Raw genomic sequence first — 22036 nt, forward strand, 5'->3', positions numbered from 1 at the left:
TCAGGTGTGTAAGCGCAGTAATGCGTTCAGCTAACTGATACTAATTGCCCGTAAGGCTTGATCCTATAACAAGTCTGTTTCGCGCTACAGAGCGCGTCGGACGGTTGGATTCTCGTGTGTGATACACACAACCTAATTACTGCTTCTTCCAGGATTGGTTGCGCTGCGAAGCCAGCGCAACAACCCCCTTTGCCTGATGACCATAGCGAGTCGGTCCCACCCCTTCCCATCCCGAACAGGACCGTGAAACGACTCTACGCCGATGATAGTGCGGATTCCCGTGTGAAAGTAGGTAATCGTCAGGCTCCCTAAGCCAGAAACCCCCGCCCGACAAGGCGGGGGTTTTTGCATTTCGGCATTCCAAAAAGCATGTGGCGAGGCGTGACCGAGGCTACGTACGCCGGGCTCCTCTGCCGTAAACCATTGCAGCATCAAACTCCCCCAACCGCTTCCATCTCCGGCGATTCCGCCGATTATCGACCGTATCTTCGATCAAAACCGCAATTTGCTCCCCGCAAACGTATATCGACAAGCGCGATTGCGCGACCCGCTTCCTGCAGCCAGCTACCCGTCCCGTCTTCGGTCAAATAATCCAAAATCCGTGCGAAATGAACGCTTTATTCGACGTCCCCACGTAAAATTTGCGAATCCCCATCTCTGCATTCAAAAACGATGAACGCCGCCACCCAGATAGCCCGGGCCGTTTGCCCGCATGATTGTCCGGACACGTGCGCAATGCGGGTGACCGTCGAGAACGGCAAGGCCATCAAGGTCACCGGCGATCCCGATCATCCGCCGACGCAGGGTGTGTTGTGTACGAAAGTCAGCCGATACGCGGATCGCGTTCATCATCCCGATCGCCTCACCGTCCCGCTCAAGCGCGTCGGCGCGAAGGGGGAAGGGCGCTTCGTGCCGATTAGCTGGAGCGAGGCATTCGACGAGATCGGGCGTCGCCTCGGTGAAATCGCCGAGCGCGCGCCGGAAGCAATCATGCCGTACAGCTATGCGGGGACGATGGGGTTCGTGCAAGGCGAGGGCATTGCCCAGCGCTTCTTCCACAAGCTCGGCGCGTCGCGGCTGGAGCGCACGATCTGCTCGGCGGCCGGCGCGGCGGGGCTGCGATACACATACGGCGGTAGTGTCGGCATGCACGTCGAGCACTTCGAGGAAAGCGAGCTGATCCTGATATGGGGCGCGAATCCGATTGCATCGAGCCTGCACTTCTGGACCCGCGCGCAGGAAGCGAAGCGTCGTGGCGCGCATCTTGTCGCGATCGACCCGTACCGTTCGCTCACCGCGGAGAAATGTCATCAGCACATTGCACTGAAGCCCGGTACCGATGGCGCGTTTGCGCTCGGCATGATGTACGTGCTGATTACCGAAAACCTGCTCGATCACGATTACATCGCCGACCACACACTCGGCTTTGACGCACTCAAGGCGCGCGCCTTGTCCTACCCGCCGGAACGCGTTGCGCAGATCTGCGGCATCGACGCATCGGAGCTGGTCGACCTTGCGCGTCGCTACGGCGCCACCCGCAAGGCATCGATTCGCCTCAACTACGGCATGCAGCGCGTTCGCGGCGGCGGCAATGCCGTGCGCGCAATCGCAAGCCTGCCGGCATTGACGGGGGCGTGGCGCGATCGGGCGGGTGGCCTGCTGCTCTCGTCGTCGGAATCGGCGCCCGTCAATCAGGCGACGCTGGTACGTCCGGACCTGATGCCGGGTTGGCCGCACAAGCTGCCGCGCATCATCAACATGAACGCGCTCGGCGATGCGCTGCTACACCCGGGCGACGCGACGTTCGGGCCGAAAGTCGAAGCGGTGATCGTGTACAACTCGAATCCGGTGGCGGTCGCGCCGGACTCGTCGAAGGTTGCCGCGGGCTTCGCACGTGACGATTTGTTCACGGTCGTTCTCGAACACTTCAAGACGGATACGGTCGATTTCGCCGACATTGTCTTGCCGGCGACGACGCAGCTCGAACATCTGGATGTTCATAAGTCGTACGGCCATACCTACGTGATGGCCAACCTGCCGGCGATTCCGCCGGTGGGAGACGCGCGGCCGAACACGGAGATCTTTCGCGGAATCGCGCGCAGCATGGGACTCGACGAGCCCGCGCTCTATCACAGCGACGAAGAGGTCGCGCGTGCGGCGCTTCGCTGGGACGATCCGGCGCTCGACAGCGACTGGGACACGTTGAAGCGCGCAGGCTGGCTGAAGCTCAAGCTGCCGGAAGCGCCATTCGCGAACGGCGGTTTCCGCACACCCTCCGGCAAGTGCGAGTTCTACAGCCCGCGGCTCGAGCAGATGGGCATGGACCCCGTCCCTGACTATCTGCCGCCGTTCGAATCGGCCGAAGCCGCGCCCGAGCTTGCCGCACGCTATCCACTGGCGATGATTTCGCCGCCGGCCCGCCACTTCCTGAACAGCACGTTCGTGAACGTCGACAGCCTGCGTTCGACGGAAGGCGAGCCGCACCTGGACATGCATCCGTCCGACGCCCGCGCGCGCGGCATCGCAGAGGGAGACGTCGTCCGTATCTTCAACGACCGCGGATCGATGCAGGCGCTCGCGCGAGTAACCGATCGCGCGCGTGCCGGGCTCGTCGTCGGTCTGTCGATCTGGTGGAAGAAGCTGTCGCCGGACGGCAGGAACGCGAACGAGGTGACGAGCCAGGCGCTGACAGACCTGGGCAATTCGGCGACGTTTTACGATTGTCTTGTGGAAGTTGAGCGGATTTGATCGAATATCGCCGTATGATCAGACGAAATTGATATGCAAGTTCGAAGTGGACATCTAACCCTGTTGTCTCGGGGCGGGGGAGCCGTTACGATGCGTTTTAGCACGACCATTCGAAAATCTGTGAGGAGACGCGCGGTATGGATCAAATTTGGCTGAAATCGTACCCACCCGGCGTTCCAGCCGAAATTGACGCCTCTCCTTATCCGTCCGTTCCAGACCTGCTCGACGAGAGCTTCCGGCAGTACCGAGACCGTACCGCGTTCGTCTGCATGGGCAAGGGCATCACGTACGGCGAACTCGACAAGCTGTCGCGCGAGTTCGGCGCGTGGCTGCAATCCCGCGGCCTGGCTCGCGGGGCGCGCGTCGCGATCATGATGCCGAACGTGCTGCAATATCCGGTCACGATTGCCGCGGTCCTGCGTGCCGGCTACACGGTCGTCAACGTCAACCCGCTCTATACGCCGCGTGAGCTCGAGCATCAGCTGAAGGACAGCGGTGCGGAGGCGATCGTCATCCTGGAGAATTTCGCGTCGACGCTGCAGGCCGTCATCGCCAATACGGCCGTCAAGCACGTGGTCGTCGCGTCGATGGGCGACCTGCTGGGCATCAAGGGCTGGCTCGTCAATTACGTCGTGCGCAACGTGAAGAAGATGGTGCCTGCGTGGCAACTGCCGTCGTTCACGCGCTTCAAGGCCGCGCTGTCGGTGGGCGGGCGACAGGGCTTCAAATCGCAGAAAATCGGCCCCGACGACGTCGCGTTCCTGCAGTACACGGGCGGGACGACCGGCGTGGCGAAGGGCGCGACGCTGCTGCACCGGAACATCGTGTCGAACGTGCTGCAGGCCGGCGCGTGGCATCAGCCGGCTCACGACAAGTACCCGGACGTGAAACAGTTCGTGACGGTTGTCGCGCTGCCGCTGTATCACGTGTTCGCGCTGACCGTGTGCGGTTTCCTGACGATGCGCACGGGCGGGATGGGTATCCTGATCCCGAACCCGCGCGATATCGGCGGCATGATCAAGGAGTTGAAGGGCTACCAGATCTCGACGATTCCGGCCGTCAACACGCTGTACAACGCGCTGCTGAACCATCCGGAATTCGGTCAGCTCGACCTGTCGAAGCTCGTGATCGCCAACGGCGGCGGCATGGCGATCCAGGAAGGCGTCGCGAAGCGCTGGTATGAAAAGACCGGTACGGCGATCATCGAAGGATACGGGCTGTCCGAAACGTCGCCGGTGGCGACCTGCAACCCTGTGACGGCGACCGAATACAGCGGCACGATCGGCTTGCCGCTGCCGTCGACCGAAGTCGCGATCCGAGACGATGCCGGCAACGACGTCGCGCTCGGCGAGCCGGGCGAGATCTGCATCCGTGGCCCGCAGGTGATGGCCGGCTACTGGAACCGGCCCGACGAGACCGCGAAGGTCATGTTCGCGGACGGCTTCTTCAAGACGGGCGACGTCGGCGTGATGGATGCGCGCGGCTACGTGAAGATCGTCGATCGCAAGAAGGACATGATTCTCGTGTCCGGCTTCAACGTCTATCCGAACGAAGTCGAGGACGTCGTGGCGTCGCATCCGGGCGTGTTCGAGGTGGCGGCAGTTGGCGTGCCGGACGAGCATTCCGGCGAAGCCGTGAAGCTGTTCGTCGTCAAAAAGGATCCGGCGCTGACCGACAAGGACATCCTTGCCTACTGCAAGGAGCGGCTCACCGGGTACAAGCGGCCGAAGCTGGTCGAGTTCCGCACGGAGCTGCCGAAGACGAACGTCGGCAAGATCCTGCGGCGCGAACTGCGCGACGGACGTGCGTAACGCACGCAACGATGCGGTTGAACGAAACGCCCGGCCTGTGCCGGGCTTTTTGTTTGCGGCTGCGGGTGATTGACCAAGAGGCGCCTGTTTCGTGCGAGCGGCGGCGCAAGCCTCGCGTTTCGACCTGACGGCCGGGACGGCGTACCGCGACGCGCGTCTACCGCCACCCGCGGACCGATCGATTCACCGCCCGGCCACCAATCGACATCCCCGCCGCGCCAGCAAAGAAAAAGGCGCCCGAAGGCGCCTTCAATATGCTGCGGCTTGTCAGACAAGCTGATTAGAACTTGTGACGGATACCGACGCGTGCTGCGACCTGGTTGCTGGTGCTCGAACCTGCGAGACCGTTGATCGCCGCCGTTGCCTTCAGGACGTTGCCGTTCGAATCGAGCACGTTGCCCGATGCGTGCTGGTACACGCCGATCGCGTACACGTCCGTGCGCTTCGACAGGAAGTAGTCGACGCCCAGCGAGCCCTGGTGGTACTTGGCTGCCGAGTTGCCGTCGATCTTGCTGCCTTGCGTGTAGTCGTACGCGGCGCCGAGAATCAACGCCGGGGTCAACTGGTACTTGAAGTTGATTTCGCCGTTGTTGAACGTCGCGGTCTGGTTCACGAACGGGCCTGCCGAGAAGCCCTTGAACTTCGTGTTCGAGTACGTCGCGCCGATCGTCGCTGCGCCGAACGTGTACGCGCCGCCTGCACCGATGACCTGGTACGTGTTCGCGTTGTTCGCGTACGCGCCGTAGACCGGCGACGAGACCGACGACGATGCCGAGCCGTTGTTGAACATGCCGCCGAACTGGTTCGGCGTACGTGCGTTCAAGTAACCGACGCCGAGGACCAGCGGGCCGTTGTTGTAGCCTGCGCCGAGCGACCAGACCTGGTTCTTCGAGAACTGGCCTGCCTGGCCGCCGAAGCTGTACAAGCCGCCGAACGTGAGGCCGCCGTAGTTCTGGCTCGTGAACTTGACCGCGTTGTTCACGCGATACGCGTTGTTGAAGTTGTCGAGGTCGCCCGGGTGAGCGGCGATGTAGCCGCCCCACTGGTCGCCTGCCTCGAGCGGGCCGACGAAGTCGACGACGGAGTCGTACTGACGACCCAGCGTGACCGTACCGTACGGGCTCGACAGGCCGACGTAAGCCTGACGACCGAACATCAGGCCGCCCTGACCGAGCCGGCCGCTGTTCACGTCGAAACCGTTTTCGAGGGTGAAGATCGCCTTCAGGCCGCCACCGAGGTCCTCGGTGCCGCGCAGGCCGAAGCGGCTGCCTTGCATCACGCCGCTCGCCAGGCCGTACAGGTGCTTGCCGCCTGCGTTGTTGTTGAAGAGGAAGCCTTCATCGATGATGCCGTAAAGCGTCACGCTGCTTTGCGCATGAGCAGCGCCAGCGAACGCGCCCAGCGCGACGAGCGCGAGAAGCGACTTTTTCATTAGCGGATCTCCAAGAATCACTGAATTTTTTTTGGCGGGGCGGATAGTTATGTTCTGTCGACGGGCCCCATCAACTTCGCAAGAAGTCGCTCGTAATGTAGCAAAGCCGGTTTTTGCCACAAAGCGAAATGCTGCAGCTCAACGCCGCCATGTTTCCTTTATGCAACAATGGTTAAAATCACGGGTTAACCGCAATTTCCGCTGAATAATCAAGTCGGTTACGCAGCGGACTCGTGCCCTTGCCGCGCGCAGCGGCATCTGCAGCCAGGAGAACAGGATGGTGTTGGATGAACTGATCAGCGAATTCGATCGCGGCCTGCGATCGCTGACCGGCATTAGCCGGATGAGCCGGCCGGTGCCCGTGCCGGTCGATACGACGGACGTCGAGCTGACGCCCGCCGAGCGCACGCACGCGGCCGGCCTGATGCGCGTGAATCACGTCGGCGAGGTCTGCGCGCAGGCGCTCTACCAGGCGCAGAAGCTCACCGCGCGTACCGCGTCGGCGAAGGCGATGTTCGAGGAGGCCGCGCGCGAGGAGGAGGATCACCTCGCGTGGACCGCGCACCGCCTGAAGGAACTCGATTCGCGCCCGAGCCTGCTGAACCCACTGTGGTATGCCGGCGCGCTCGCGATCGGTGTGGCGGCCGGCACGCTCGGCGACAAGGTCAGCCTCGGCTTCATGGCGGAGACGGAGCGGCAGGTCGAGAGCCATCTCGAAGGTCACATGTCCGAGCTGCCGGCGACCGACACCGCATCGCGCGCGATCGTCGACCAGATGCGGATCGACGAGGTGAAGCACGGCAAGGCCGCGACCGACGCCGGCGGGATCGAGCTGCCGCTACCCGCGCGGATGCTGATGCGCGCCGCGTCGAAAGTCATGACGCGCACTGCTTACTATCTCTGAGATTTGGCCGGGGTGGCGCAGGACGCCGCCCCGGTTCACCGCCCCCGATACCGTCCGCTCACTCCTCGTTTTCCCGCCCCCGAAAGCCCCGTCCGCACGCCAGTCTGGCCCGTCTTTCTCACGTATCACCTTCACAAGTTGCACTAGCTCATTCATTTATAACGGTTTTTGGAATGAGGGGTCGCATGAGCATGTGCGCGTAAGTCCTTGTTCTAACTAACAAAATTCGTCAAAAAAGCGGGCCGCTCCCTTGACCGTGCCACACCCTTCCTCTAAAGTGGGAGACAGTGTGAGAAAGTGTATTTTTGTGTGATTTAGCCGGCTGTTCCGGCTAAATTCTCAGCATTGAGCGGGTGCTTCGGTGCCCTGAACGGGAGAGCGGAAAGTGTTTCAAGGGGCGTCGGCGCTGACGCTCGATGCGAAAGGGCGGATGTCGGTGCCGGCTCGCTATCGCGAAGCGCTGCAAGGACAGGCAGAAGGACGGGTGACTGTGACCAAGCACCCGGACGGCTGCCTGTTGCTGTTTCCGCGCCCCGAATGGGAAGTGTTCCGCGCCAAGATCGCCGCGCTGCCGATGGACGCGCACTGGTGGCGGCGAATTTTTCTCGGCAATGCGATGGATGTCGATCTCGACAGCGCGGGCCGGATTCTCGTATCGCCCGAGCTGCGCATGGCAGCCGGACTGGAAAAGGAAGTCATGTTGTTGGGAATGGGTAGTCACTTCGAGCTGTGGGATTCGCAGACCTACAACGCGAAGGAGCAGGCGGCGATGGCGCAGGGCATGCCCGACGCGCTGAAGAATTTCACGTTCTGATTGCGGTGACGGAGACGCCCGCGATGGGAAATGAATTGCGGCATCGGACGGTGCTGTTGGATGAGGCGGTCGAGTCGCTCGTGACGCGGCCGGACGGCGTGTATGTCGACGGCACGTTCGGGCGCGGCGGCCATAGCCGCGCGGTGCTCGCGCGGCTGGCGTCGGGCGGGCGGCTGATCGCGTTCGACAAGGATCCGAGGGCGATCGAGACGGCACAGGGCATCGAGGATGCGCGCTTCTCGATCGTGCATGACAGCTTTGCATCGATGCGCGACGCGCTTGCGGCGCGCGGCGTCGAGAAGGTGTCGGGGGTGTTGCTGGACCTGGGCGTGTCCTCGCCGCAGGTGGACGATCCGGCGCGCGGCTTCAGTTTCCGCGCGGATGGTCCGCTGGACATGCGAATGGATCCGACGCGCGGCGAGTCGGCGGCCGAATGGCTCGCGCGGGCATCGGTGCAGGAATTGACGGAGGTGATACGGGATTATGGGGAAGAACGGTTTGCTTTTCAGATTGCAAAGGCGCTTGTTGCTCGCCGGGCAGAGTCCGACCGTCTTGGGCCTCTCGACACCACGGGCGAGCTTGCCCAAATCGTGGGTCACGTCGTCAAAACCCGTGAGAAGGGCAAGGATCCGGCAACCCGCACCTTTCAGGCTATACGGATTCACGTCAATCAAGAGCTTGCGGACCTGCAAGTCGTACTAGACGCGGCACTGTCGTTGCTGGAGCAAGGGGGGCGGCTGGTGGTCATCAGCTTTCATTCACTCGAGGACCGGATCGTCAAGCGATTCATGCAGGCGCACGCGAGTGCGCCTGCGGTCGATCGTCGCCTGCCGATCCGCGCCGTCGACCTGCCGAGCCCGCCGCTCAAGATCATCAGCCGCCAGTTCCCGAGCGAAGCGGAAGTCGCCGCGAATCCGCGCGCCCGCTCGGCCGTGATGCGCATTGCGGAGCGCGTCACGCCATGAGCCGTCTCAATATCTTCCTGCTGATCATCGTGATGGGTTGCGCGCTGTCGGTCGTCAACTCGACGAACCAGCAACGCCAGATCTTCATCCAGCTGCAGCGCGCGCAGTCGCAGGAGCGTCAGCTCCAGCAGGACTACGCGCAGCTTCAATATCAGCAGAGCGCGCTGTCGAAGACGTCGCGCATCGAGCAGCTCGCGAACGATTCGCTGAAAATGCAGCCGATTTCGACCGGTCGCACGCAATACCTGACGCTGCCGGCGGGTGCGGCGAAGGCGATCGACGCGCCGATGGCGGCATCGGCCGACACGACCGGCAAGGGCAACGGGGGCGCGCGATGAAGCCGTCCCCGAAGCGCCAGAACGTGAAGTTCTCGTCGAGCCCCGTGCTGGGCGTGCATTTGCCGATGTGGCGCTCGAAGCTCGTCGTGTTCCTGCTGTTCATGGCGTTCGTCGCGCTGACCGCCCGGGCGTTCTGGATCCAGGGGCCCGGCAACGCGTTCTATCAGAAGCAGGGCGAAAGCCGCTACCAGCGCACGCTCGAGCTGCCGGCCACGCGCGGCAAGATTCTCGACCGTAACGGGCTCGTGCTCGCGACGAGCTTGCCGGTGCGCGCGATCTGGGCGATTCCGGACGCGGTGCCAGACGATCTCGATACCGACAAGGTCAACCAGCTCGGCAAGCTCCTCGGCATGACGTCGAAGGAACTGCGCGTGAAGCTGTCGCAAGACAAGGGTTTCGTCTACGTGAAGCGCCAGGTGCCGATCGACGTCGCGGACAAGGTCGCCGCGCTCGACATTCCCGGCATCTATCAGCGCAACGAATACAAGCGCTTCTATCCGGAAGGCGAGATCACCGCTCACCTGATCGGTTTCACGAACGTCGAGGACGAAGGGCAGGAAGGCGTCGAACTGGGCGACCAGAAGATGTTGTCCGGCACGTCCGGCATGCGTCGCGTGATCAAGGACCGGATGGGGCACATCATCGAGGATGTCGCCGAGCAGATCCCGCCGCACAACGGCACCGACGTCGACCTGTCGATCGACAGCAAGATCCAGTACATCGCGTACGCGAACCTGAAGGCCGCCGTCGAGAAGTTCAAGGCGAAGGCCGGCGCGGCGATGGTCGTCGACGTGCGGACCGGCGAAGTGCTCGCGCTCGTCAACTACCCGACGTACAACCCGAACGACCGTTCGCGCATGACGGGCGAGCAGTTGCGCAACCGGATCATGACCGACGTGTTCGAGCCGGGCTCGATCATGAAGCCGTTCACCGTGTCGCTCGCGCTCGATCTGCATCGCGTGACGCCGAACACGCTCGTCGAGACGGGCAACGGGCACTTCGTGCTCGACGGCGCGCCGATCACCGACGACGCGGGTTTCGGCACGCTGACGGTCGGCGGCGTGATCCAGAAGTCGAGCAACATCGGCGCGACGAAGATCGCGATGACGATGCGGCCCGAGGAAATGTGGAATATGTATACGAGCATCGGCCTCGGCCAGGCGCCGAAGGTCGGGTTCCCGGGCGCGGTGGCCGGCCGACTGCGTCCGTGGAAGAGCTGGCGCCGCATCGAGCAGGCGACGATGTCGTACGGCTATGGCCTGTCGGTGTCGCTGTTCCAGCTCGCCCGCGCGTACACGGCGATCGCGCACGACGGCGAGCTGATGCCCGTGACCATTTTCAAGACCGACCCCAATCAGCCGATCGCGGGCACGCAGGTGTTCAATCCGACCACCGCGCGCGAAGTGCGCGCGATGCTCGAGACGGTGGTCGCGCCGGGCGGCACGTCGCCGGATGCGGCCGTGCCGGGCTACCGCGTCGGCGGCAAGAGCGGTACCGCATACAAACATGAAGGTCACGGCTACACGCGCAAATACCGCGCGTCGTTCGTCGGGATGGCGCCGATGCCGAATCCGCGCGTCGTGATCGCGGTGTCGGTCGACGAGCCGACTGCCGGCAGCCACTTCGGCGGCCAGGTGTCGGGCCCCGTATTCTCGGCGATCGCCGGCGACACGATGCGTGCGCTGAACGTCCCGCCGAACATGCCGATCAAGCAGCTCGTCGTGTCCGACGATTCGCCGGAATTTGCTACCGCAAAGGGCCCGCAAAAGCTGGCCGCGGGCAGCGGTGCGAAGCATATGATCGTATCCAGCACGACACGTAATTCACCAGGAGTGGTTCGATGAGCGCCGCCCGCAGTTCCCATCCGGCGCATCAGCAGATCGCAGCCGCGCTCGCGTGGTTGCGTCAGCATGTGACCCCCGCGGCGCAACTGCATGCGGACACGCGCAGCCTGAAGGCTGGCGACGTGTTCGTCGCGTATGCGGTCGACGGGGCAGATAACCGCGTGTTCATGGCCGACGCCGTCGCACGCGGTGCGGCCGCCGTGCTGTATCAGCCGGAAGGGCTGAGCGCGGCACCGGCCGCGCCGGCCGTACCCGTCGCGCTCGCGGTGCCGGCGCTCGACCAGCTCGCCGGCGAGATCGCCAGCGGCTGGTACGGCGATCCGAGCGACAGCCTGCTCGCGATCGGCGTCACCGGCACGAACGGCAAGACGTCGTGCACGCAATGGATCGCCACCGCGCTGACGGCGTTGCACCAGCCGTGCGCGGTGATCGGCACGCTCGGCAGCGGGATGCCCGGCCAGCTCGTGCCGACCGGCTTCACGACGCCCGACGCGCCGCAACTTCAGCGCAGCCTTGCGCAGTTGCGCGGCGCGGGCGCGCAGGCCGTCGCGATGGAGGTGTCGTCGCACGCGCTGCACCAGGGGCGCGTGAACGGGACGGCGTTCGACATCGCGGTGTTGACGAACCTCACGCAGGATCACCTCGACTATCACGGCACGTTGGATGCGTACGAGGCGGCGAAGGCGAAGCTGTTCGCGTGGCGCGGTTTGCGCGCGGCGGTGATCAACCGCGACGACGCAGCGGGCCGTCGCCTGCTCGAGAAGCTGGCCGGCCGTGTGCGCACGATCGCGTATGGGATCGGCGACGTGCCGGCGCCCGACGCCGATCGCGAACTGATCGCGCTCGACGTGCGCGCGACGGCGACCGGCACCGCTTTCCGCTTGCGTTCGTCGTGGGGCGACGCGGACGTCGAGGTCGGCACGCTCGGCACGTTCAACGTCAGCAACCTGCTCGCGGTACTCGGCTCGCTGCTCGCGGCCGACGTGCCGTTCGACGCGGCCCTCGGCGAAATCGAGCGGCTCGAGTCGGTCAACGGCCGGATGCAGCGGCTCGGCGGCCGGCTGCAGAACGACGAGCCGCTCGTCGTGATCGACTACGCGCATACGCCGGACGCGCTCGAAAAGACGCTCGACGCGCTGCGCCCGATCGCCGCGGCGCGCGGCGGCCGGCTCGTCTGCATGTTCGGCTGCGGCGGCGATCGCGATGCGACGAAGCGTCCGCTGATGGGCGCGATCGCGGAGCGGCTCGCCGATGAAACCGTCGTCACGAGCGACAACCCGCGCAGCGAGGATCCGCAGCGCATCATCGACCAGGTCGTCGCGGGCATGACCGCGCCCGATCGCGCACGCCGGATCGAGGATCGCGCGAGCGCGATCCTGCAGGCCGTGCGCGGCGCCGCTCGCGAGGACGTCGTCGTGCTGGCCGGCAAGGGCCACGAGGCCACGCAGGAAATCATGGGCAAGAAGCGCACGTTCTCCGATCAGGATCATGCAAGGCTCGCGCTCGCCGCGCGCGCGACGCACGGCAAGGGAGGCGCCGAATGACGATGCTCAGTCTCGGCGAAGCCGGCCGCCTGATTCCCGGCGCCACCGTCCACGGCGACGCGGGCGTCACGTTCGACCGCGTGTCGACCGATAGCCGTACGGTCGGCCCGGGCGACCTGTTCGTCGCGCTGAAGGGCGAGCGCTTCGACGCGCACGATTTCCTCGGCGACGTCGCCGCGCGCGGGGCGACCGCCGCGCTCGTCGCGCACGCGCCCGCAGGCGTCGCGATGCCGATGATCGAAGGCGGCGAAACGCGTGCCGCGCTCGGTGCGCTCGCGCACGGCTGGCGGATGCGATTCCCGCTGCCGCTGGTCGCGGTGACGGGCAGCAACGGCAAGACGACCGTCAAGGAAATGATCGCGTCGATCTTCGCGGCGGCGGTCGGCGCCGACGCGCGGCTCGCGACGGCCGGCAACCTGAACAACGACGTCGGCCTGCCGCTGACGCTGCTGCGCTTGTCGGCCGTGCATCGTCTCGCGGTGATCGAGATCGGCATGAACCACCCGGGCGAAACCGACGTCCTCGCGCGTCTGACCGCGCCGACGGTCGCGCTCGTCAACAACGCGCAGCGCGAGCACCAGGAATTCATGGCGACGGTCGAAGCCGTCGCGCTCGAACACGCGGCCGTGATCCACGCGCTGCCGCCGGACGGCGTCGCGGTGTTCCCCGCCGACGACGCGTACGCGGGCATCTGGCGCGTTGCGGCGACCGGCAACCGGATCCTCGATTTCGCGCTGCACGACGTCGAACGGCAGAACGACGCGCAGGTGGTCGGCCGCGTGCACGGCGGCGAGCTCGCGATCGACACGCCGGCGGGCGCCGTCACGGTCCGGCTGCGTGCGCTCGGCGAGCACAACGCGCGCAACGCGCTGGCCGCGACGGCCGCGGCGCTCGGCGCCGGCGTCGCGCTGTCGGCGATCCGGCAGGGGCTCGAAGCGTTCGAACCGGTCAAGGGCCGGCTGCAGGTGAAGCAGGCGAGCGTCGGCAGCCTCGCGGGCGCGACGGTCGTCGACGATACGTACAACGCGAACCCCGATTCGATGCGTGCCGCGATCGACGTGCTCGCCGCGCATCCGGCGCCGCGCGTGCTGGTGATCGGCGACATGGGCGAAGTCGGCGACGAAGGGCCGGCATTCCACCGCGAGGTCGGCGCGTACGCGCGCGAACGCGGGATCGACGCGCTGTTCGCGCTCGGCGACGCATCGCGCGACGCGTGCACCGCCTACGGCGACACGGCACGCCATTTCGGCGACGTCGGCGCGCTCGTGTCGGCGCTGCTCGCGGCCGGTTACGGCGCGCAGGCGACGGTGCTCGTGAAGGGCTCGCGGTACATGAAGATGGAGCGCGTGGTCGACGCGCTGACGAACCAACCCGCGACGGGCACCGTGCCCGCCGCACACTGAGTAGAAGGAAGGAAGCATGCTGCTGGCGCTGGCGCAATGGCTGCAAGGAGACGCAAGCTTTTTGCGCTTGTTCACGTACCTCACGTTCCGGGCGGTGATGGCCACCATCACCGCGCTGGGGATCGGGCTCGTGTGCGGACCGTGGGTGATTCGCAAGCTGACGCAAATGAAGGTCGGGCAGGCCGTGCGCAAGGACGGCCCGCAGACCCACCTCGTCAAGTCCGGCACGCCGACGATGGGCGGCGTGCTGATCCTGATCGGCATCGCGGTCGCGACGCTGCTGTGGGGTGACCTGACGAACCGGTTCATCTGGATCGTGATGCTCGTCACGTTCGGCTTCGGCGTAATTGGCTGGGTCGACGATTACCGCAAGGTCGTCCACAAGGATCCGCGCGGGATGTCGTCGCGCGAGAAGTATTTCTGGCAGTCGGTGATCGGGCTGTTCGCGGCCGTCTATCTCGCGTTCAGCGTGTCCGAGGCGAACAACGTACGCGTGTTCGACCTGTTCATGGCATGGGTGAGGAGCGGCCTGTCGATGGGGCTGCCGGCGCGTGCCGACCTGATGCTGCCGTTCCTGAAGTCGATCAGCTACCCGCTCGGCGTGTGGGGCTTCATCGTGCTGACCTACTTCGTGATCGTCGGCGCGAGCAACGCGGTGAACCTGACCGACGGCCTCGACGGCCTCGTGATCATGCCGGTCGTGCTGGTCGGCGCGTCGCTCGGCGTGTTCGCGTACGTGATGGGTAGCGCGGTCTATTCAAAATATTTGCTGTTCCCGCACATCCCGGGCGCGGGCGAACTGCTGATCTTCTGTTCCGCGATGGGCGGGGCAGGGCTCGCGTTCCTCTGGTACAACACGCACCCCGCGCAGGTGTTCATGGGCGACGTCGGCGCGCTGGCGCTGGGCGGCGCGCTCGGCACGGTCGCGGTGATCGTGCGCCAGGAAATCGTGCTGTTCATCATGGGCGGCATCTTCGTCGCGGAAACGCTGTCGGTGATGCTGCAGGTGTCGTGGTTCAAGTACACGAAGAAGCGTTACGGCGAAGGGCGGCGCCTGCTGAAGATGGCGCCGCTGCATCACCATTTCGAATTGTCCGGCTGGAAGGAAACGCAGGTGGTCGTGCGTTTCTGGATCATCACCCTGATGTTGTGCCTGTTCGGTCTGACCACCCTCAAGCTGCGGTAAAGGAAAGGTAACAAGGATGTCTGGCGAGATGTTTGGAGATCGGCAACGGCCGATGGTGCTCGTACTGGGGCTCGGGGAATCGGGTCTCGCGATCGCGCGATGGTGCGCGAGACACGGGTGCCGGCTGCGCATTGCCGATACCCGCGAGGCGCCGCCGAACCTTGCCGCGCTGCAGGCCGAAGGCATCGATGCGGAGTTCGTTGGCGGGGCGTTCACGCCCGCGCTGCTCGACGGCGGCGTCGAGATCGTCGGGCTGAGCCCCGGGCTGTCGCCGCTCGAACCCGCACTCGCGGCGCTGGTCGCGGCCGCGAACGAGCGCGGTGTCGCGGTCTGGGGCGAGCTGGAATTCTTCGCGCAGGCGCTGCGCGCGCTCGGCACGAGCGGCTACCAGCCGAAGGTGCTCGCGATCACCGGCACCAACGGCAAGACCACGACCACGAGCCTCACGGGCTTGCTGTGCCACCGCTCGGGCAAGCAGGTCGCGGTCGCGGGCAACATCAGCCCGGCGATGCTCGATCGGCTCGCGAGCGCGATCGACGAAACCGCGCTGCCCGACGTCTGGGTGCTCGAACTGTCGAGCTTCCAGCTCGAGACCGCGCGCACGTTCGCGCCCGATGCGGCCGCGATCCTCAACATCACGCAGGACCACCTCGACTGGCACGGCGGCTTCGACGCGTACGCGCAGGCAAAGGGCCGGATCTTCGGCGCGACGACGACGCGCGTACTGAACCGCGACGACGCGGCCGTGATGAAGTTCGCGCCGGCAGCCGGCGCGGCCGACGCACCGCGCACGGTCACGTTCGGCCTGAACGAACCGACGCAGGACGGCGACTACGGGCTGTCGCGCGACAACGGCATCGCGTGGCTCGTGGAAGCCGTCGATCGCGACGCGCCGGATGAAGCGACGACGACCCGCCGGCGCAAGCGCGACGCGCATACGCCCGACATCGCGCAGAAGCGCCTGATGCCGGCCGACGCGCTGCGCATCCGCGGGCTGCACAACGCGGCGAACGCGCTGGCCGCGTTCGCGCTCGCGCGGGCGATCGACCTGCCCGCCGCGCCGCTGCTGCACGCACTGCGCGAATACCGCGGCGAAGCGCATCGCGTCGAGGTGATCGCGACGATCGACGACGTCGACTACGTCGACGACAGCAAGGGCACGAACGTCGGCGCGACGGTGGCCGCGCTCGACGGACTCGCGCAGAAGATCGTGCTGATCGCGGGCGGCGACGGCAAGGGGCAGGATTTCGCGCCGCTGGTCGTGCCGGTCGCGCGCTGGTGCCGCGCGGTGATGCTGATCGGCCGCGACGCGCCGGCGATCCGCGACACGCTCGCCGAAACGGGCGTGCCGCTTTCCGACCATGCGACGCTCGAAGGCGCGGTGCACGCGGCGGCCGAGCTGGCCGAGCCGGGCGATGCGGTGCTGCTGTCGCCCGCGTGCGCGAGCCTCGACATGTTCAGGAACTACGCCCATCGCGCGGAAGTGTTCCGCGCGGCGGTGGATGAAGTCGCCATCGACAAAGGAGCGACGTCATGAGCTGGTCCGATCGCCTCGTCTCCCGTTTCAACGACCGGCGCGACACCGGCGGCAATGCCGCGGGCGGCCGCGTCGCATCGGCCACGCGCGCCGCGACGGGCGGCCTCGCGAGCGTCGTCAACGGCGTGCGTCCGAGCCGTTCGCGGATGCTCGATTTCGACTATTCGCTGCTGTGGGTCGCGATCGCGCTGCTCGGGCTCGGCGTCGTGATGGTGTATTCGGCGTCGATCGCGATGCCCGATTCGCCGAAATACGCGTCGTATCACGATTACGCGTTCCTGATGCGCCACTGCGTGTCGCTTACCGTCGCGTTCATCGCGGCGGTGGTTGCGTTCCGCGTGCCGGTGTCGACCTGGGATAAATACGCGCCGCATCTGTTCCTGATCGCGCTGGTCGGCCTCGTGATCGTGCTGATCCCGCACGTCGGCAAGGGCGTGAACGGTGCGCGCCGCTGGATTCCGCTCGGCATCACGAACATGCAGCCGTCGGAAATCATGAAGCTCGCGGTGACGATCTACGCGGCGAACTACACGGTGCGCAAGCAGGAATACATGCAGAGCTTCGCGAAGGGCTTCCTGCCGATGGCGTTCGCGGTCGGCCTCGTCGGCGCGCTGCTGCTGCTCGAGCCGGACATGGGCGCGTTCATGGTGGTCGCCGCGATCGCGATGGGCGTGCTGTTTCTCGGCGGCGTGAACGGCAAGCTGTTCGGCGGCCTCGTCGCGACGGCGGTCGGCACGTTCACGATGCTTGTGTGGCTGTCGCCGTGGCGTCGCGAGCGGATCTTCGCGTATCTCGATCCGTGGGACGAGCGCTACGCGCAAGGCAAGGCCTATCAGCTCACGCACTCGCTGATCGCGTTCGGCCGCGGCGAGTGGTTCGGCGTCGGCCTCGGCGGCAGCGTCGAGAAGCTGAATTACCTGCCGGAAGCGCATACCGACTTCATCCTCGCGGTGATCGGCGAGGAACTCGGCTTCGTCGGCGTGCTGGTCGTGATCCTGCTGTTCTACTGGATCGTGCGCCGTGCGTTCGAAATCGGCCGCCAGGCGCTCGCGCTCGATCGCACGTTCGCGGGCCTGATGGCGAAGGGCATCGGCATCTGGTTCGGCGCGCAGACGTTCATCAACATGGGCGTGAACCTCGGGCTGCTGCCGACCAAGGGGCTGACGCTGCCGCTCGTGAGCTACGGCGGTTCGGGCATTTTGCTGAACTGCGTCGCGCTCGCGGTGCTGCTGCGCGTGGACTACGAGAACCGGGTGCTGATGCGCGGAGGGAAGGTATGACCGCGTCGCAACGCACGCTGATGGTGATGGCAGGCGGCACCGGGGGGCACGTGTTCCCGGGGCTCGCGGTCGCGCACCGGATGGAGGCGGCGGGCTGGCGCGTCGTATGGCTCGGCAATCCGGCCGGGATGGAAGCGACGCTCGTGCCGAAGCACGGCATTCCGATGGAGTACGTGCGGTTCGGCGGGCTGCGCGGCAAGGGCCTGAAGACCAAGCTGACGCTGCCGGTCAACCTGCTGCGCGCATGCTGGCAGAGCCTCGGCGCGCTGCGCCGCGTGCGGCCGGACGTCGTGCTCGGGATGGGCGGCTACATCACGTTCCCGGCGGGCGTGATGACCGCGCTGTCGGGGCGTCCGCTCGTGCTGCACGAACAGAACTCGATCGCCGGCCTGACGAACAAGGTGCTCGCGAAACTCGCGAAGCGCGTGCTCGTCGCGTTCCCCGGCGCGCTGCCGCACGCGGAATGGACGGGTAACCCGATTCGCGCGGAACTTGCGCACACGGAACCGCCCCAAGCACGCTATGCGTCGCGCAGCGGCCCGTTGAACGTGCTGGTCGTCGGCGGCAGCCTCGGGGCCGCCGCGCTGAACGAAGTCGTGCCGCGCGCGCTGGCGCTGCTGGCGCCGGGCGAGCGCCCGCGCGTCGTGCACCAGGCGGGCGTGAAGCACATCGAAGCATTGAAGGCGAATTACGAAGCGGCCGGTTTCGCGGCCGGCGAAGACGTGCGGCTCGTGCCGTTCATCGACGACATGGCGGCCGCGTATGCGGCGGCGGATCTGGTGATCTGCCGGTCGGGCGCGATGACGGTGTCGGAGATCGCGGCGGTGGGCGTGGCGGCGCTGTTCGTGCCGTTCCCGTACGCGGTCGACGATCACCAGACGACCAACGCCGCGTTCCTCGCCGATGCGGGCGCGGCCGTGCTGGTGCAACAACGCGACCTGTCGGCGGAACTACTCGCCGACTGGCTGCGCAGCCAGTCGCGGGCATCGCTCGCGGAGATGGCGGAACGTTCGCGCTCGCTCGCGAAGCCCGAGGCCACCGATGAAGTCGCGCGCGTGTGCGCGAAGGCGGCCGGCGCGAACCTGGAACAACTGCAATGAAACACATCGTCAAACACATTCATTTCGTCGGGATCGGCGGCGCGGGCATGAGCGGCATCGCCGAAGTGCTCGTCAACCTCGGCTACGAGGTCAGCGGCTCCGACCTGTCGCGCAATGCGGTGACCGATCGCCTCGAGGCGCTGGGCGCGCGGGTCGCGATCGGCCACGACGCGGCGAACATCGAGGGCGCGAACGCGGTCGTCGTGTCGACGGCCGTGCGCTCGGACAACCCGGAAGTGCTGGCCGCGCGCCACCAGGGCGTGCCGATCGTGCAGCGCGCGGTGATGCTGGCCGAGCTGATGCGCCTGAAGCAGGGCATCGCGATCGCCGGCACGCATGGCAAGACCACGACGACGAGCCTCGTCGCGAGCGTGCTCGCGGCGGGCGGGCTGGACCCGACCTTCGTGATCGGCGGCCGGCTGATCAGCGCCGGCGCGAACGCACGGCTCGGCACGGGCGACTTCATCGTCGCCGAGGCCGACGAGTCGGATGCGTCGTTCCTGAACCTGTATCCGGTGATCGAAGTCATCACGAACATCGATGCCGACCACATGGACACCTACGGCCACGATTTCGCGCGGCTGAAGCAGGCGTTCATCGAATTCACGCAGCGCCTGCCGTTCTACGGCAGCGCGGTCGTGTGCGTCGACGATCCGAACGTGCGGCAGATCATCCCGTTCATCTCGAAGCCGGTCGTGCGCTACGGCCTGTCGCCGGACGCGCAGGTGCGCGCGGAAGACATCGACGCGCGCGACGGCCGGATGCACTTCACGGTGATCCGCGAAGGGCGTGCGCCGCTCGCGGTCGTGCTGAACATGCCGGGCCTGCACAACGTGCAGAACGCGCTCGCGGCGATCGCGATCGCGACCGATCTCGGCGTGTCGGACGACGCGATCCAGCTGGCGCTGGCGGAATTCAACGGCGTCGGCCGGCGCTTCCAGCGTTACGGCGACGTGCCGAGCGCGGACGGCGGCCAGTACACGCTGATCGACGATTACGGTCATCACCCGGTCGAGATGGCAGCGACGATCGCGGCCGCGCGCGGCGCGTTCCCGGGCCGCCGCCTCGTGCTGGCGTTCCAGCCGCACCGCTACACGCGCACGCGCGACTGCTTCGACGATTTCGTCAACGTGCTGTCGACGGTCGATGCGCTGGTGCTGACGGAAGTCTACGCGGCCGGCGAGGCCGCGATCCCGACGGCCAGCGGCGACGCGCTGTCGCGTGCGCTGCGCACGGCGGGGAAGGTCGACCCGGTGTTCGTCGCGACGGTCGACGACGTGCCGGACGCATTGGCGAAGGTCGCGCAGAACGGCGACGTGGTGATCACGATGGGCGCGGGTTCGATCGGCGGCGTGCCGGCGAAGGTCGTGCAGAACACGCAACAGAAGGGATGACATGAGCGGGATCGATCCGAAACGTTTCGGCAAGGTGGCGGTGTTGTTCGGCGGCGAATCCGCCGAGCGCGAGGTGTCGCTCACCTCGGGCCGCCTCGTGCTGCAGGGCCTGCGCGACGCAGGCGTCGACGCGCATCCGTTCGACCCGGCCGAGCGGCCGCTGTCGGCGCTGAAGGACGAAGGCTTCGTGCGCGCGTTCAACGCGCTGCACGGCGGCTACGGCGAGAACGGCCAGATCCAGGGCGCGCTCGATTTCTACGGGATCCGCTACACGGGCAGCGGCGTGCTCGGGTCGGCGCTCGGCCTCGACAAGTTCCGCACGAAGCTCGTGTGGCAGCAGACGGGCGTGCCGACACCGCCGTTCGAGACGGTGATGCGCGGTGACGACTACGCGGCGCGCGCGACGGAGATCGTCGCGAAGCTCGGCCTGCCGCTGTTCGTGAAGCCGGCGAGTGAAGGTTCGAGCGTTGCGGTGTTGAAGGTGAAGACGGCCGACGCGTTGCCCGCCGCACTGTCGGAAGCCGCGACGCACGACAAGATCGTGATCGTCGAGAAGAGCATCGAAGGCGGCGGCGAATACACCGCGTGCATCGCCGGTGATCTCGACCTGCCGCTGATCAAGATCGTGCCGGCCGGCGAGTTCTACGACTATCACGCGAAGTACGTCGCCGACGATACGCAGTACCTGATCCCGTGCGGCCTGCCGGCGGAACAGGAAGCGGAACTGAAGCGCATCGCGCGCCGCGCGTTCGACGTGCTCGGCTGCACCGACTGGGGGCGCGCGGATTTCATGGTCGACGCGGCCGGCAATGCGTATTTCCTGGAAGTGAACACGGCCCCCGGGATGACCGACCACTCGCTGCCGCCGAAGGCCGCGCGCGCGGTCGGCATCGGCTATTCGGAGCTGGTCGTGAAGGTGCTGTCGCTCACGCTCAACGACTGACGCAGGAACGGAACGACGTATGTGGAACAACGTTCGCCAACTCAACCTTGCCGCCAGCGCGCTGTACGCGCTGCTGCTGCTCGTGTTGGCGGCGGCCGGCTGCTACTGGCTGATCCAGCGCCCGACGTTCGCGCTGCGGGAGATCCGGATCGACGGCGACACCGAGCACATCAATTCGCCCACGGTGCGCGCGGGCGTGGTCGGCCGGCTGAAGGGCAATTTCTTCACGGTCGATCTCGATACGGCGCGCGCGGCGTTCGAGCAGATGCCGTGGGTGCGTCACGCGAGCGTGCGCCGGGTGTGGCCGAATGCGCTGGCTGTCACGCTCGAGGAGTACAAACCGCTCGGGACCTGGGGCAGCGATCAGTTGGTGAGCGTCGACGGCGAGCTGTTCACCGCGAACCAGGGCGAGCTGGAGCAGGAACTGCCGGCGTTCGACGGCCCGGAAGGCAGTGCGAAGGAAGTCGTCACGCGGTATCGCGACTTCGGGAAATGGTTCGCGCCGCTGAAGGCGGCGCCGGAAGAAGTGACGCTGTCGGCGCGGTACGCGTGGACGGTGAAGCTGTCGAACGGCATGCAGGTCGAGCTGGGCAAGGAACGCAACAGCGACACGCTGCATGACCGGAGCCAGCGTCTGGTCGCCGCGTGGCCGGCCGTCACGGAGCGTTGGGGCAACGACATCGAGTACGCGGACCTGCGCTATCCGAACGGATTCGCGATTCGCGCGGCAGGCATGCGGTTCCTGACCGATACCGACAAGCGCAAGAAGTAACGAGAGATCACACGCAAGAGC

General features: G+C 66.1%; 17 protein-coding genes and 1 rRNA gene. 17 read left to right on the plus strand and 1 reads right to left on the minus strand.

Going from position 1 to position 22036, the window contains the following annotated elements:
• Positions 1-192 precede the first annotated feature (192 nt).
• From rrf to J8I33_RS10095, 3 genes are all read left to right on the plus strand, one after another.
• Positions 193-305 (plus strand): 5S ribosomal RNA (gene rrf, locus J8I33_RS10085).
• Positions 306-672: 367 nt separating this feature from the next.
• Entirely contained in the window at positions 673-2748 is a 2076-nt protein-coding gene (locus J8I33_RS10090; RefSeq protein ID WP_124594241.1) for a molybdopterin oxidoreductase family protein, read from the plus strand.
• A gap of 137 nt (positions 2749-2885) precedes the next feature.
• Positions 2886-4559 carry a long-chain fatty acid--CoA ligase gene (locus tag J8I33_RS10095; protein WP_209935273.1) on the plus strand — a complete coding sequence of 558 codons (1674 nt, stop codon included), beginning with the start codon at positions 2886-2888 and terminating at the stop codon, positions 4557-4559.
• Positions 4560-4839: 280 nt separating this feature from the next.
• On the opposite strand, the gene J8I33_RS10100 is transcribed toward J8I33_RS10095, so the two are convergent.
• Positions 4840-5991: a porin gene (locus tag J8I33_RS10100; protein ID WP_050013912.1), complete on the minus strand. Its 1152-nt coding sequence runs from the start codon at positions 5989-5991 to the stop codon at positions 4840-4842.
• Positions 5992-6268: 277 nt separating this feature from the next.
• On the opposite strand from J8I33_RS10100, the gene coq7 reads away from it, so the two are divergent.
• From coq7 to J8I33_RS10170, 14 genes are all read left to right on the plus strand, one after another.
• Positions 6269-6895 (plus strand): 2-polyprenyl-3-methyl-6-methoxy-1,4-benzoquinone monooxygenase, encoded by a 627-nt coding sequence (coq7, locus tag J8I33_RS10105; RefSeq protein WP_050013911.1) that lies wholly within the window; start codon positions 6269-6271, stop codon positions 6893-6895.
• Between the two features lie 385 nt (positions 6896-7280).
• Positions 7281-7709: a division/cell wall cluster transcriptional repressor MraZ gene (gene mraZ, locus J8I33_RS10110; protein WP_006487094.1), complete on the plus strand. Its 429-nt coding sequence runs from the start codon at positions 7281-7283 to the stop codon at positions 7707-7709.
• A 23-nt stretch (positions 7710-7732) separates the two neighbouring features.
• Positions 7733-8674, plus strand: a complete 942-nt coding sequence (gene rsmH, locus J8I33_RS10115) for a 16S rRNA (cytosine(1402)-N(4))-methyltransferase RsmH (protein WP_050013910.1) — start codon at positions 7733-7735, stop codon at positions 8672-8674.
• A complete protein-coding gene (gene ftsL, locus J8I33_RS10120) occupies positions 8671-9012 on the plus strand; it encodes a cell division protein FtsL (RefSeq protein ID WP_050013909.1) in 342 nt (113 codons plus the stop codon). Before rsmH ends, ftsL begins: the two co-directional genes overlap by 4 nt.
• Positions 9009-10856 carry a penicillin-binding protein 2 gene (locus tag J8I33_RS10125; protein ID WP_209935280.1) on the plus strand — a complete coding sequence of 616 codons (1848 nt, stop codon included), beginning with the start codon at positions 9009-9011 and terminating at the stop codon, positions 10854-10856. Before ftsL ends, J8I33_RS10125 begins: the two co-directional genes overlap by 4 nt.
• Positions 10853-12400, plus strand: coding sequence for a UDP-N-acetylmuramoyl-L-alanyl-D-glutamate--2,6-diaminopimelate ligase (locus tag J8I33_RS10130; RefSeq protein WP_209935288.1), 1548 nt, complete (start codon positions 10853-10855; stop codon positions 12398-12400). The genes J8I33_RS10125 and J8I33_RS10130 overlap by 4 nt, the downstream gene beginning before the upstream one ends.
• Positions 12397-13803 carry a UDP-N-acetylmuramoyl-tripeptide--D-alanyl-D-alanine ligase gene (murF, locus tag J8I33_RS10135; protein ID WP_124651653.1) on the plus strand — a complete coding sequence of 469 codons (1407 nt, stop codon included), beginning with the start codon at positions 12397-12399 and terminating at the stop codon, positions 13801-13803. Before J8I33_RS10130 ends, murF begins: the two co-directional genes overlap by 4 nt.
• A gap of 16 nt (positions 13804-13819) precedes the next feature.
• Entirely contained in the window at positions 13820-14989 is a 1170-nt protein-coding gene (gene mraY / locus J8I33_RS10140; protein WP_006477019.1) for a phospho-N-acetylmuramoyl-pentapeptide-transferase, read from the plus strand.
• Between the two features lie 28 nt (positions 14990-15017).
• Positions 15018-16526: a UDP-N-acetylmuramoyl-L-alanine--D-glutamate ligase gene (gene murD / locus J8I33_RS10145; RefSeq protein ID WP_209925707.1), complete on the plus strand. Its 1509-nt coding sequence runs from the start codon at positions 15018-15020 to the stop codon at positions 16524-16526.
• A complete protein-coding gene (gene ftsW, locus J8I33_RS10150; protein WP_050013904.1) occupies positions 16523-17806 on the plus strand; it encodes a putative lipid II flippase FtsW in 1284 nt (427 codons plus the stop codon). Before murD ends, ftsW begins: the two co-directional genes overlap by 4 nt.
• The gene (gene murG, locus J8I33_RS10155; RefSeq protein WP_050013903.1) at positions 17803-18906 is read left to right on the plus strand and encodes an undecaprenyldiphospho-muramoylpentapeptide beta-N-acetylglucosaminyltransferase; all 1104 of its coding nucleotides are present in this window, start codon (positions 17803-17805) and stop codon (positions 18904-18906) included. Before ftsW ends, murG begins: the two co-directional genes overlap by 4 nt.
• On the plus strand, positions 18903-20300 hold the full coding sequence (gene murC, locus J8I33_RS10160; protein WP_050013902.1) for a UDP-N-acetylmuramate--L-alanine ligase: 1398 nt from the start codon (positions 18903-18905) through the stop codon (positions 20298-20300). Before murG ends, murC begins: the two co-directional genes overlap by 4 nt.
• A gap of 1 nt (position 20301) precedes the next feature.
• The gene (locus J8I33_RS10165) at positions 20302-21243 is read left to right on the plus strand and encodes a D-alanine--D-alanine ligase (RefSeq protein ID WP_050013901.1); all 942 of its coding nucleotides are present in this window, start codon (positions 20302-20304) and stop codon (positions 21241-21243) included.
• Between the two features lie 19 nt (positions 21244-21262).
• Positions 21263-22015 carry a cell division protein FtsQ/DivIB gene (locus J8I33_RS10170; protein WP_006477014.1) on the plus strand — a complete coding sequence of 251 codons (753 nt, stop codon included), beginning with the start codon at positions 21263-21265 and terminating at the stop codon, positions 22013-22015.
• Positions 22016-22036: the final 21 nt, after the last annotated feature.

The organism is Burkholderia sp. AcTa6-5 (assembly GCF_017815075.1).
In the GTDB taxonomy this organism is placed as follows: domain Bacteria; phylum Pseudomonadota; class Gammaproteobacteria; order Burkholderiales; family Burkholderiaceae; genus Burkholderia; species Burkholderia sola.